This is a genomic window from Meiothermus luteus (assembly GCF_003574085.1).
GTDB classification, from domain to species: Bacteria; Deinococcota; Deinococci; order Deinococcales; family Thermaceae; genus Meiothermus; species Meiothermus luteus.
In genome coordinates this window covers 1-587 of sequence record NZ_QWKZ01000224.1, presented here as the reverse complement: position 1 = coordinate 587, position 587 = coordinate 1, and the positions used below count along the sequence as shown (strand labels likewise).

Sequence of the window (587 nt, the reverse complement as noted above, 5' to 3'; positions counted from 1 at the left end):
GCCGGCGGCCAGGGCCCCATAAAGGGCTGCCCCGCGGGCCGAGGCCTGGGGGGTGGGGCTTGCCTCTATGGGGGTTCCCAGGGCGTTGGCGTAGATTTGCAAGATGGCCGGGGAGCGGGAGAGCCCCCCTGTGGCCACCACCCGCTCCAGCGGCCCCACGGCCCGCTCGAGGGTCTCCTTGACCAGCCGGGTGCCGAAGGCGCTGGCCTCCACCAGGGCCTGGTAGACCTGCGGTGGGTCGGTGTCCAGTCGGAGGCCGCTCAGCACCCCTTTGAGGCCCGCGTCCATGCGCGGGGTACGGCAGCCGTTCCACCAGTCCAGGGCCAGCAGGCCCGAGGGGGCCTGCCGGGCCTCCAGGGCCCGGTTGAGCCGCTCAAAGAGGGCCGTCTCGGAGGCCCCGCCGGCCCAGGCTAAGGTGCGCACCCACCAGGCCAGCATGTCCCCGGTGGCAGGCTGGCCGCACTCGTAGCCGTAGAAGCCCGGGAGGATTCCATCGGGCACGATGCCGGCGATGCCGGGCACCGCCCGGGCCTCGGGACTTAGGGCCAGGTGGCAGCTCGAGGTACCCAGAATGGCCACCATGGCCC

The 587-nt window shown here is 73.1% G+C and carries 1 protein-coding gene; it reads right to left on the bottom strand.

Annotated elements, in window-relative coordinates:
- On the bottom strand, window positions 1-587 hold a 587-nt coding region (locus Mlute_RS15440; protein ID WP_245959013.1), incomplete at both ends, for an FGGY-family carbohydrate kinase.